9 protein-coding genes and 3 pseudogenes are annotated in these 11,073 nt (G+C 69.2%); 5 read left to right on the forward strand and 7 right to left on the reverse strand.

Annotated features, from left to right (window positions below; all coding sequences use genetic code 11):
* Positions 1 to 556 precede the first annotated feature (556 nt).
* A complete protein-coding gene (locus ACIQTP_RS38020; protein WP_403408570.1) occupies positions 557 to 1,660 on the reverse strand; it encodes a sensor histidine kinase in 1,104 nt (367 codons plus the stop codon).
* 38 nt (positions 1,661 to 1,698) lie between these two features.
* Positions 1,699 to 2,163: pseudogene (locus tag ACIQTP_RS38025) on the reverse strand (response regulator transcription factor); the annotation flags it as partial.
* Between the two features lie 176 nt (positions 2,164 to 2,339).
* Here ACIQTP_RS38025 and ACIQTP_RS38030 point away from each other — a divergent pair.
* From ACIQTP_RS38030 to ACIQTP_RS38040, 3 genes are all read left to right on the forward strand, one after another.
* Complete coding sequence (locus ACIQTP_RS38030) at positions 2,340 to 3,575, forward strand: DUF418 domain-containing protein (protein ID WP_403408572.1); 1,236 nt, start codon at positions 2,340 to 2,342, stop codon at positions 3,573 to 3,575.
* 122 nt (positions 3,576 to 3,697) lie between these two features.
* Positions 3,698 to 4,378 carry a histidine phosphatase family protein gene (locus tag ACIQTP_RS38035; protein WP_403408574.1) on the forward strand — a complete coding sequence of 227 codons (681 nt, stop codon included), beginning with the start codon at positions 3,698 to 3,700 and terminating at the stop codon, positions 4,376 to 4,378.
* Positions 4,379 to 4,577: 199 nt separating this feature from the next.
* The gene (locus ACIQTP_RS38040) at positions 4,578 to 4,712 is read left to right on the forward strand and encodes a hypothetical protein (protein WP_403408576.1); all 135 of its coding nucleotides are present in this window, start codon (positions 4,578 to 4,580) and stop codon (positions 4,710 to 4,712) included.
* Positions 4,713 to 6,075: 1,363 nt separating this feature from the next.
* Here the strand turns inward: ACIQTP_RS38040 and ACIQTP_RS38045 are convergent.
* The 5 genes and pseudogenes from ACIQTP_RS38045 to ACIQTP_RS38065 all read right to left on the reverse strand — a co-directional run.
* Positions 6,076 to 6,264 (reverse strand): annotated as a pseudogene (locus ACIQTP_RS38045) (FAD-dependent oxidoreductase); the annotation flags it as partial.
* 144 nt (positions 6,265 to 6,408) lie between these two features.
* On the reverse strand, positions 6,409 to 6,783 hold the full coding sequence (locus ACIQTP_RS38050; RefSeq protein WP_403408577.1) for a zf-HC2 domain-containing protein: 375 nt from the start codon (positions 6,781 to 6,783) through the stop codon (positions 6,409 to 6,411).
* Between the two features lie 147 nt (positions 6,784 to 6,930).
* Positions 6,931 to 7,626 carry a response regulator gene (locus ACIQTP_RS38055; protein WP_403408579.1) on the reverse strand — a complete coding sequence of 232 codons (696 nt, stop codon included), beginning with the start codon at positions 7,624 to 7,626 and terminating at the stop codon, positions 6,931 to 6,933.
* Entirely contained in the window at positions 7,598 to 8,827 is a 1,230-nt protein-coding gene (locus tag ACIQTP_RS38060) for a sensor histidine kinase (RefSeq protein ID WP_403408581.1), read from the reverse strand. The genes ACIQTP_RS38055 and ACIQTP_RS38060 overlap by 29 nt, the downstream gene beginning before the upstream one ends.
* A 157-nt stretch (positions 8,828 to 8,984) precedes the next feature.
* A pseudogene (locus tag ACIQTP_RS38065) lies at positions 8,985 to 9,105 on the reverse strand (IS701 family transposase); the annotation flags it as partial.
* A 462-nt stretch (positions 9,106 to 9,567) separates the two neighbouring features.
* On the opposite strand from ACIQTP_RS38065, the gene ACIQTP_RS38070 reads away from it, so the two are divergent.
* On the forward strand, positions 9,568 to 9,849 hold the full coding sequence (locus ACIQTP_RS38070; protein ID WP_403408825.1) for a DUF1259 domain-containing protein: 282 nt from the start codon (positions 9,568 to 9,570) through the stop codon (positions 9,847 to 9,849).
* The gene (locus ACIQTP_RS38075) at positions 9,849 to 11,054 is read left to right on the forward strand and encodes a cytochrome P450 (protein ID WP_403408584.1); all 1,206 of its coding nucleotides are present in this window, start codon (positions 9,849 to 9,851) and stop codon (positions 11,052 to 11,054) included. The genes ACIQTP_RS38070 and ACIQTP_RS38075 overlap by 1 nt, the downstream gene beginning before the upstream one ends.
* Positions 11,055 to 11,073 lie beyond the last annotated feature (19 nt).

Consider the following 11,073-nt stretch of genomic DNA (forward strand, 5'->3'; position numbering starts at 1 on the left):
ATCACCGCACACCAAAACAACACCACCGTCTTCACCGCACAACTCACCACCCACACCCCCACCACCACCTGAACCAACCGGCAACGTGACGCGGCATCCCCCGCAGCAGGACGACTACGGCACCCCCGACCGGCACCCGCGCAGCAACATCCGGCAGCAACGGACCGGCACCCAGCCGGCAGACGACAACCCGTCAGCCAACGCCGGGCCCGTGCCTCTCCCCATACGGCTCCCGCAACTGGCACTCCTGGGCCTTGTCAGTCGTCGTACGCGCCAACTCCTCCCGGAACTCAACCGAAGTCGACCGCCTTGAAACCGGCAAGACGCCTCCGCCGGGGCCGGGGTCGCCATCAAGGAGGTCGCCGCCAGCGCCTCGCGCTCCCCATTGCGCCTCCGGCCGCCGCCCTGTGGCCGCGTCAACTACTTCGTCAGCACCCGCTGAAACATCTCCCACACACCGTCGGGTACCAACCGTTCAACCATGAGCACCCGCAGAAATCGCCGGACCGGCTAAGAAGGTTGATCTTTTCAGGGCATGAGGGAGGCCAGTAGGCCGTCACGACGTGTTCTCGACTGGAAGCTCCAGGTGCAGTTCGTAGCCTCCGTCGGCCGTTGGGCCGGAGGTGACGGTGCCCCCAAGGAGCGCGGCGCGCTGCCCCAGGCCGACCAGACCGTGGTGGGCACTTGGCAGAGGGAGAGGAGGCCGGGTCGGTGCGGTATTGGTGACGGTGGCACGGACAGAGCCACCCTCGTGGCTGATGCGAACCGTCGCGCTGGTCCCGGGGGCATGCTTGCGTACATTGGTCAGCGCTTCTTGGACGGTGCGGTAGATGGCGCGCTGAACGGTGGGCGGAAGGCCGTCGGACACATCGGTCTGCAGCTCGACCTGGATGCCGCTGTTGTCGACCAGCCGCTCGAGGTCGGCCAGGGACGGCTGCGGTGTCAGCTCCGTGGGGCGGCCCCCGGAGGCGCGAAGGACGCTGACCATGTGCCGCAGTTCGTCCAGGGTCTGGACGCTCAGCCGCCGGATCGTGGCGGCGGCTTCCTTGACTTCGGCGTCCCGGGTGCCGACCTGAAGGGCTCCGGCCCGCACCGCGATCAGACTGACCTGGTGGGAGACCACGTCATGCATCTCCCGGGCGAGCTGCGCGCGTTCCCTGGCCAGCACGGCCTGGGCGGTCAGCAGCCGCTTGTGGTCGCGCGCCTCGGAGATCTCGGCGAGCCGCTGCGACAGATCGCGCCGGGTCTGGACGAGTTGCCCCAGGAAGACCGGAGCGGCCGCCGTCGCCGCGGTGTAGCCCAGGGTGACGAAGGTCGCGGTGGCCGCGAGGTTGAGGTGCAGTGACGGCCATGAGGTCATGTCACAGATCGTGAATGTCGCCGCGCAGACGGCCAGCAGGGTGCGGTGTCGGGTGAATGAGGCGAGGGTGTACAGCGCGGCCAGCGCGGCGAAGACCGCGTCGGAGACCAGTACGGCGGGCAGAGTGAGCAGGAAAGTAAGCAGCGGCCGACGACGCCGCAAGAGAAGCGAGAGGGCGGCAACCAGGGCGCAACCCAGGCGCAGCGGTTCGTCAATGTGGACCTTGACCCACACATCGAGCAGCGAGGCCCCGACGAGGGTGGCGTCCAGCAGCGGGGCGTGCAGCCGGCGAGGGATCATCCCCCCTCCTGGTCCCACGGCGGTTCGAGAGGGCAAGCCCGTTCGGCGAGCAGGGCGAGGCTGCGGGCAGCGGGTTCCTGGGGGCCGGCGTTCAGGTGCGTGTCCACGACCGTCCGGGTGACCTTGGACGACAGTACGGTGCCGCCGTCGGCCAGGGTCCGCACTAGGAAAGGAAGCTGCTCGGGGTCGGTGTCCTTGAGCAGGAAGCCCGCGGCGCCCGAGCGCAGTGCTGTTGCCACGTGTTCGTCCATGTCGAGTGTCGTGAGCATGGCCACCACCGGAGGGTGGGGCAGCCGGCGGAGGCCGGCCAGGACGGTGAGGCCGTCGACGTCCGGCATCCGGATGTCCAGGAGCACGACGTCAGGACACATCTCCTGCGCCGCCTGGAGCGCCTGGCTGCCGGGGACCGCCGCCGCGACCTCGATGTCCTGCGCCGCGTCGAGGATGTACTGAAAACCCTTACGAATCAGGGCCTCGTCGTCGACCACCAATACTCGGATCACGGGTGCTCCAATCGCCATCGGACCACTGTCCGATTCGTACCATGCCGTGACACTCCCGGCGGTTTGAGTCACTGAATCCAGCCAGTCGGCGGGGGCTGCTTCGGCCAGTCGGCGGGGGCGGTTCCGGACACCTGCCGGATGGTTGTGACGGCACCCCGTCCAGGACCCTGGATCACATGTTGCACGTCGTATCAGCGGTCGCGCCGTCCGAGGCGGCATCCACTGTGGGGGCAGGCCCTGCCCCCTCCCTTACAACGTCAACAGGACGGCTGATCGGCCTCGACCTGGCCCGCAGCCTGGCGGTGTTCGGCATGTACGCGGCCCACATCGGTCCCGATCCCTCGGTGGGCGGCCCGCTGGGCGGGGTGATGGAGGTGGCGCGTGGCCGGTCCTCCGCCCTGTTCGCCCTGCTTGCCGGGTTCACCCTCGTCCTTCTCACCGGTCGGCCGCAGCCACGGACCGGGCAGTCCGGGCGGCAGGCCATGGGCAGGGTACTGATCCGCTCCGCCATTCTGGTTGCCCTGGGATATGCCCTGACCTCCCTGGACACCTCGGTCGACGTGATCCTCGCCGCTTACGGAATGGTCTTCCTCCTCGCCCTTCCGCTGTACCGGCTGCGGGCCGGCACCCTGGCCGTCATCGCCACGGCGACTGCGCTCGTACTGCCCCAAGTCCTGTATCTGCTGCGGGCTGCGGTCGAGGGCGGCAGCTGGACCGATGCCGTCATCGCCCACGACCCGCTGGCCCGGATCACCGATTCGGACGGGATCGTTGAATTGTTCATCACCGGCGCGTACCCGGTACTGACCTGGCTGCCCTTCGTCATCGCCGGAATGGCGGTGGGCCGGCTCAACCTCGCCAGGCCCGGCATACGCGCCAAGGTCGCTCTCCTCGGCAGCGCACTGGCCCTGCTCGGCTACGGCGGCTCGTGGCTGGCCCTGAACCTTGTCCCCGGCGCGCATGCAGCCGTAAGCGCGACGACGGATGGCGGGGCGGCCTCATCGGCCTGGTGGTCCGACGCTGTGGGCGACCCCACCACCACTACCCCGGACTGGCTGCTGGTGGCCGCGCCGCACAGCCAGACGACATGGTCGATCCTGGGTAACACCGGCGTCGGCCTCGTGGTCATCGCCGCCTGCCTCGTCGCCGCGGAGCGATGGGCCCGCCTTCGGCGGCTTGCCGCGCCCGTCATCGCGGTCGGCTCGGTCTCCCTGACCGCCTACGTCGGCCACATCGTCGCCATCAAGACCCTGGGCATCGACGACCTGCCGGCCGCCGCTACCCTGCCGGCCCTGGCCTGCTTGACCGCGGCCACCATGCTGCTGGCCGTCGCCTGGACGCGGGCCTTCCGGCGAGGACCACTGGAATACATGCTGCACGCCGCCACCACACCCGCTCGACTGATCAACTAGCCGACTGTGGTCGAGAGAACCCCTGCCGGGACGCAACCTCCATCGCCGATTACGCGGCGCCCACGGTTTCCGAAGCTCTCACACCATCCGGCGTCACGCCGGGCCAGGAAAGAGGTAAGCCGATGTCGGTCCGCCTGACATTCATGTGCGCGACAGCCGGGGACACCAGCAGGAACGCAGTCTTCGGTGACGGTCTCCTCAGCGAGCGCGGTCTGCGCGAGGCACGCCTCGTCGGCGCAGCACTCCCCCCGTACTCGCTGGCCATCCGGGCGCCGTCGACCCGCTGCGCGCAGATCGCCGACGCTCTCGGTCTGAACGCCACGCTCGAACCCGCACTGTGCGACTTCGACTACGGCACGTGGCGTGGGCGCACGGTCGGCCAAGTCACCGCGGACGACCCCTACGGGTACGGCGCCTGGCTTACGGACCCGGATGCCGCGCCACACGGAGGCGAGTCGGTACGCCGACTCTGTCGCCGAACCGCCAACTGGCTGAGCAGAGTGCCGCCTGGCACGGGCGACGCACTGGCCATCACCGAGCCGTCCATCATCCGGGCCGCGCTCGTCCATGCTCTGTCGGCCCCACCAACGGCCTTCTGGCATTTCGATGTGCCGCCCCTGTCCGCGGTCTCCCTCACCTTGCGCGGTGACCACTGGAACGTCCGGCCCGGGCCTGTCGCCCCTCGAGGAGTCGGCACCAGTCGCGCTGTTCCCGTGCCCGCTGTCGCTGCACGGAATCAGACGACGCTCCTGTGGGACGAGGCGGCGAGCGACGAGCGGTACGACCTCGTCGCCTGGGTGTGACCCGCGAGCAGCCTGAACGCGACCGTCGACGACAGGAGACCGACCACAGCCACACCGGCCGGACGAGAGGCGATGCCCGGGTTCTCCACGCTCACGTGCTGTCGTAATCGTGGCGTCGACCGGCCCGGGATCGCCGTCCATGACACGGGCTGCCGGACGACTGTCATCAAGGCCGCCCCTGGGGGGTGCCAGAAAGGCCTTGTACAGCACCGGAGTTCTGTTCGATGCCCCGACCGAGATGATGGTGACCGAGATGATGGTGACCGAGATGATGGTCGCGCACTTGGAGGCGCGATGCTTCGGCCGCACCGAGCGGTCCACGCCGGCCAAGTAAGGTCGTGGCATGAGGGCCATCGTCGTGGGGCGGGCATCGGAGGCTGGCCGCGCCGCTGAGCCTGTGCCGTGCCAGGTGCCGGGATCCACTTTGCTCCCAACGCCACACGCTTGCTGCGCCGACTGGGCCGGCTCGACGCGCTCACCGCGCAGGCCACCCGTCCCTCCCATTACGTCGTGGGGAACTGTCAACGTCGTGGCCGTTTTCCAGGCAGAGCCTTACCCCCGACCTCACCGCCAGCCTCGCCGTCACCGACTGGCGCGACCGCGAGCAGCATCTGGCGCACGCCCGAGGCGGTCACGGGCCTGCTCAACCAACTGGGCCTGACCGACCGCGTCGCCCCCGCCAGCCGCCCGTACCGCTCCCGCCCCTTCCGGGTCTTGCGCGCCGAGCGTTTCACCACGGCCCTCACGGCCGCATCGCGGGCTCGCCGTTTCGCGATCTGCTCCCTGTCGGTTCCGTGGACCAGTTCCTCGACAGCACCGACGTCCTGAGTCGCCCGAAACTGACCCGCGCGGCAAGCACACCGTGCGCGATTCCAGGTCGAAGTGGGCCTGACTTTGGCTTCCGAACCGGCAGCGCGCCGCCGTAGCCGGCCCAGGAAGTCGAGGAGAAGTTTTGGAGCGTGATCCGGCCGACGCTCCGACCGCCCGGCTGTGGCGTGCCGATGAACGGCTCCGTTTCCGCGGGCCCGGCGCCGTGCCGCCCGAACTGTGGCGAGTCGCGGTCCAGTTCGCCCGCCTGGGCATCACTCCCGTCACGGACGCCACCCTTCGCAGGCTCCGGGCTTCCGGACTTCGACGTGCTCGTGGGCCGCATCCGTACGGCTCACGGCACAGGCCGCTCGGTGCCGTGCACTGCGTGTCGCTCTGACCGTCGACTTCGCCTACGGTGTGGCACTCGACGCGATCGGCCGGCCGGAGGTCTGGCCTCCGCCTCCCGGCTGTCGTCCGACCGGCGCCATACGAGGCGTCCCGCGGCCCAAAACGGTGGGAGTCCGGCCCGCTGTTCCGTGGTAAGCGGGCAGCTTCGGGGCGCCTTCAGGGCGCTGACCTTCGAGTTGGCGGGTCGTCGCACCATGGCGGCCATGCTGCGGCACATCGCCTCCGCCCGGGGCGGGCAAGTCGTCATGTCGAGATGTCGTCCGTGGGGCCGCGCCCCGGCTACGTGACGGATTGCGCGGCTTCACGGAGGCGCTGTGGCGCGCGACAGATCAGGGTGGTGGTGCTCCTGGCTTTCGGTTGTGCGTGCCCGCGAGGCCCGCGTTTGGGCGGTGAGGAGTTGGGCGGGCGAGGCGGGGCTGGGTGCGGTGGTGATCTGGTCAGCCACGACGCCCGGTGGATACGCAGAGTCGGACGAGAGCCGCAGCCGGATGCGGCGGCGGTAATGGCCGGCGGTAAGCGTGGTCGGCGACATCGCCCACACCCCATACGTCTGGAGTGTTCGTACGCGCCGACGGTGACCGCACCTTCAGGCAGCCGGTGTCGTCCAACTCCGGCTGCCCCGTGAACAGTTCGGTACGCGGGGTGCGGCCGATCGCGACAAACAGGCCTCAGGCCCGGTCGCGGCGGTGGACCCCTCCGCCGTCCGTCTCTTCATCAACCGTACGAGTGCTCTTCGCCGGTCGCCAGTGAGACGCCGCAGAAGGGTCCCCTTGCCGTTCGGCCCAGGCACGTCGTCGCTCCGCGGGGTGTGCTCACCTGATGTGCGACGTGGTCCGGCTGACCCATTGGGACAGCGTGAGCTGCATGGTCACGTTCGCTCGGTGTGGCCTGCGGTGACGGGGCGACGCGTGGCCGCGGTCAGGCCGGGTGGCCGCGTGCGTCCGCGTGCTTCGGCCTTTGCCGCGGGCCAGGGCGTCGCGCAGAAGAGACAGGTGTGCGGGCACGGCTGCGAGGCGGTCGTACTCGTCCCGGCATGTGTTGCAGGTTGCCAGGTGAGCCCGCACGGCGCCTGCCTCATCGGGTGCGAGGGTCTTGCGTTCGTTTCCGGCCAGAAGTCCACGGATCGTGCGGCACTCCTCGTCGGCCGTCTTCTCGTCGGACTTCGTCAGGCAGTGGGCTGCGGTCATGGCGAAACCTCCGTTCAGGGTTTCACCTTGGCCCAAAAGCGGCCCTCAGCGCGTCGTCCCCTCGCAGCGACTTCCGGCTACCACGGTTGCAGTACGCGGTACGTCGGCCTGCGGCTGGGGCAGAAGCTGGGCGTACCGTGCCGGCGATCATGCGGGTTGCTGGGAATGATCCGGTTCCGTGGCCGGACTGACCAGCCCGCACTGGTAGGCGATGACCACGAGCTGGGCGCGGTCACGGGCTGCCAGCTTGGTCATGGCCCGGTTGACGTGGGTCTTGGCGGTCAGCGGGCTGACGAACAGGCGCTCGGCGATCTCGTCGTTGGACAGGCCCAGGGCGACGAGGCTCGTGACGTCGCGTTCCCGCGGCGTCAAGCTCTCCAGCCGCTCATGGACGGCCGCCGGGCATGGGTCCGGCTGGGCCAGAAATCGAGTGATCAATGCTCGCGTCGCCGACGGGGACAGCAGTGCCTCGCCGTCTGCGACCGTGCGGACGGCATCGAGCAGCTCCTCGGGCCGCGCGCCCTTGCCGAGAAAGCCGCTCGCACCCGCACGCAGTGCGTCGGCGACGTGCTCGTCGTCTTCGAAGGTGGTCAGGATGAGCACTTTCACATCTACGAGGCCCTCGGACTCGGTGATGAGCCGTGTCGCCTCGAGGCCGTCCATCTCCGGCATGCGGATGTCCATCAGGACCACGTCCGGGCGCTGTGAGCCGGCCAGCTCGACCGCCTCACGGCCGTTGGACGCCTCGGCCACGGTCTCCATGTCATCCGTGGCGTCGAACAGCATGCGGAAGGTGCCCCGCAGCAGGGCCTGGTCATCGGCAAGCAGTACGCGGATCGTCATGCTCGTGTCTCCGATTCCCTGCCGGACTGGGGCGCAGTGGGAGTTCCGCGGTCACGGTGAAACCGCCCTCGGGGCGCGCTCCCGCATACAGCGTGCCCCCGATCGTGGTAGCCCGCTCACGCATCCCGATCAGCCCGTGCCCGGCCCCCGGGTGAGGATGGTGCGGTCCGGCGCACCCGTCGTCCTCGACGGTGATCGTCAGCCGTTCACAGTGGTAGTGCAGGAACAGCCGGGCATGGTCGGCCCCGGCGTGCTTGCGCACATTGGTCAAGGACTCCTGCACGATGCGGTACGCGGCCAGGTCGACCGCCGGCTCCAGCGGTTCCGTGGTGCCCTGCCACGTGTGGCTCACGGCCAGCCCGGCGCGTTCGAACGACGCGAGAAGTGCCGGTACTTGCGCAAGGCCCGGCATCGGGTCGCGGGGCGCCACCGGCTCGTCGGACTGCCGCAGCAGGCCTACGGTCACCCGTAGTTCGTCCAGCGCGGAGCGGCTGGTGTCCCGGATGTTCTCCAGAGCTGTCAGGATTTGTTCCGGACGCTGGTCCACCAGGTGGACGGCGACGCCTGCCTGAGCGTTGATCAAGGCGATGTGGTGCGCGACGATGTCGTGCAGCTCGCGTGCGATCCGGACACGTTCGGCCGCCACTCGCTGCTGTGCTTCTTGCTCGCGGGTGCGCTCGGCGTGCTCCGCTCTTTCCACCACGGCCGCCACATAGGCGCGCCGTGAGCGCAGCCCGTCCCCGACGGCGGCAGGCAGGGCCGTCCAGGCCACCATGGCAGCCTTGTCCGGGTCGAGCCACGAATCCGAGGTCCACACCGCGTCGGCACCTACCAGAACGGCAGCGGAGACAGCTGCCGCGGTCCAGGCGGTACGCCGGTCGGTCCGCAGGGCCACGTTGTAGACGGACGCCAGAACCGGGCTTGTCACCAGCGGGCTCTCCCGAAAGCCGAGCATTTGAAAGATCACGCCGCAGCCAATGGTGACGGCCAGTACGCCGAACGGGTGACGACGCCGCCAGAGCAACGCGGAGCAGCCGACGGCAGCCAGCACCACGGCGGGCCAGCGCAACACGAACTCGTGCTCGCGCGGGTCGACCGAGGCAGCCACGACCGACAGCACGCACAGCACAGCCACGCCCAAGGCGTCGAGCGTGCGGCTCCGGGCTCGCCCTCGCCGCCTCCAACCGTTGAGCACCGTCATGCCATCACCGTAGGGTCGGTGGCCGGGTCGGGCATCGTTTCACGACGGCAGCGGGCGCCCCGGGCGCCAGTGCCAGATCCGCAGAATCCGGCTGCGTCCCCGCGGGACGTGCCAGGCCCGGAGACGGACCCATGCTGAGCGAGAACCTCGGCGACGCTCAGGAGGATGAGGTCGGAGGGTCCGTTTCTGCTGCCCGTATCCAGCCGGCGAGCGCCCAGGACGGTCCGGCAGGCGTGGACGGCTATGGCCAGCGTTATGTGACGGTGCCGGCCGGGGTAACCGCCGACGTCGATGGCTTCCGCGGCGCGCTGCCGTACAGCTGCGGTCCATAGGCGGCGGCCAGTTAGCCCACCTGGCGGGATGTGGCTGTGCCGATCAGCGGTCCACGAGGTCTCCTGTGCTTCCATCGCGCCAGGAGGCATATGACATGGCTGACAAGCGACAACAGGACACCCGCTACCGACTCACCCCGCCCCGGCGCCGTGTGCCGGCCGCGGCCGCCCTTGCGCCCGTACTCACCGGTATGCCTGCCGGGATGCCGTGCCGGGGCCTCACGGCTTTCTCCCGCGGCATCCGGATCAACCGCGCGCTGGTCCTGGGCACGCACGTGTCCTTCGTCCGCTACGCAGACCACAGCACGCTTTTGATGGGCGCCGCCGTGGTCACCGAGCGCGAACTGCGGCATTTTAGGTGTCCGCCGCGAGACCGTCGCCGACGGCCCTGCGCGCCTGCCTCCCGGACTGGGCGCCACCGCCTCCGTCAACTTCCAGCCGCTCGGCGGCGGAAGGGCCGCCCGCAGCGGTGAACCGATCATGATCACCAAGGAGGTCCGCCCCGCCCTCGTGGCCCTGCCGCGCGGTGGCGTCGAACTCGTCGAGGGACACCATCACGACCTCACCGACGAGCCACGCCTGTTCTTCGTCCACTACCGGGCCGTCGGCGATGCCGTCAGCCTCGCCAGGGCCATTCGCCGGGCTGTGGACACCACCAACGTCGTACCCATGCCCGGAGGAGCCGCCTGATGACCGCGGACAACGAGACAAACATCTGCCCGTTCGACTTCAGTGAAGCCCTGGAGTTCGACCCTGAGCTCGCGGACCTGATGGACCGCGATTCCCCCACACGCGTCCGGCTTCCCTACGGCGATGCGGACGCCTGGATGATCACCGGCTTCGACTCCGTCAAACAGGTGACCACCGATCACCGGCTCAGCCGGGCCGCCATCATCGGCCACGACTACCCCCGGCTGACTCCGGAGCCCATCGTCTCGCCCGAATCGATCAACGTGATGGACCCGCCGCACAGCAGCCGCGTCCGCCAGCTGGCCTCGCAGGCCTTCACCCAGCAGCAGGTCGACGGGATGCGGAGCCGGATCATCTGGCTCGCGGACGTACTGCTGGACAAGATGGAGGAGGACGGGCCGTCGGCGGACCTGGTTCAGTACCTCTCCGACCCGCTTCCCCAGCACACCATCCTGGACCTCCTCGGCGTCGAACAGGAGGACTGGCCCCAGATGCAGGAGTCGGTGCGCCAGTTGCTCGTCGTCGGCGCGGGCAACAAGCAGGCCGCGGCGAGCGCCAAAGCCGATCTGACGGCGTACTTCGCCAAACTCGTCGAGCAGCGCCGGAACTCACCCGGCAAGGACCTCATCAGCGCGATGGCCGCAGCGCGGGACGGCGAGGACCAGCTTGACGACAGGGAACTGGCGGTCATGGCACTGACGCTGACACTCAGCGGCCAGGACACGGCGACGTGCCAGATCAGCGACATCGCATACCTGCTCCTGACGCGTCCCGAGCTGATGGAACACCTCAGGCGTCGGCCGGACACCCTGACCGACGTCCTTCAGGAGATGCTTCGCCACATCCCGTTCCGCAAGGGGGTCGGTATCCCCCGGGTGGCCCTTGAGGATGTGGACTTGGACGGCGCACGGATCCGGGCGGGCGACTTCGTCCACGTGTCGTACCTGACGGCCAACCGTGACCCGAAGCGCTTCCCCGACCCGCACGTTCTCGACCCCGACCGGCCGTACCAGCCTCACATGACGTTCGGGTGGGGCGGACACCGCTGCATCGCGGTGCCCTTGGCCATGGCGGAGCTGGAAGTGGCGATCGGGCGCCTCTTGCAGCGCTTCCCCAAGCTGCGGCTTGCGGTGCCGCCGGAGAAAGTGCGGTGGGACACGGAGACGATCCGGCGCTTTCCACTGGAGCTGCCGGTGACGTGGTAGCAACGCCCTACTCGCGCCG

The sequence above is a fragment of the Streptomyces sp. NPDC090798 genome (assembly GCF_044768965.1).
Classification (GTDB): Bacteria; Actinomycetota; Actinomycetes; order Streptomycetales; family Streptomycetaceae; genus Streptomyces.

What these genes read in the sequence shown, in the direction of transcription:
- ACIQTP_RS38020 (WP_403408570.1), bottom strand. Translation starts at nt 1,660, where the DNA reads ATGATCCCTCGCCGGCTGCACGCCCCGCTGCTGGACGCCACCCTCGTC.
- ACIQTP_RS38035 (WP_403408574.1), top strand. Translation starts at nt 3,698, where the DNA reads ATGTCGGTCCGCCTGACATTCATGTGCGCGACAGCCGGGGACACCAGC.
- ACIQTP_RS38050 (WP_403408577.1), bottom strand. Translation starts at nt 6,783, where the DNA reads ATGACCGCAGCCCACTGCCTGACGAAGTCCGACGAGAAGACGGCCGAC.
- ACIQTP_RS38030 (WP_403408572.1), top strand. Translation starts at nt 2,340, where the DNA reads ATGTTGCACGTCGTATCAGCGGTCGCGCCGTCCGAGGCGGCATCCACT.
- ACIQTP_RS38060 (WP_403408581.1), bottom strand. Translation starts at nt 8,827, where the DNA reads ATGACGGTGCTCAACGGTTGGAGGCGGCGAGGGCGAGCCCGGAGCCGC.
- ACIQTP_RS38055 (WP_403408579.1), bottom strand. Translation starts at nt 7,626, where the DNA reads ATGACGATCCGCGTACTGCTTGCCGATGACCAGGCCCTGCTGCGGGGC.
- ACIQTP_RS38075 (WP_403408584.1), top strand. Translation starts at nt 9,849, where the DNA reads ATGACCGCGGACAACGAGACAAACATCTGCCCGTTCGACTTCAGTGAA.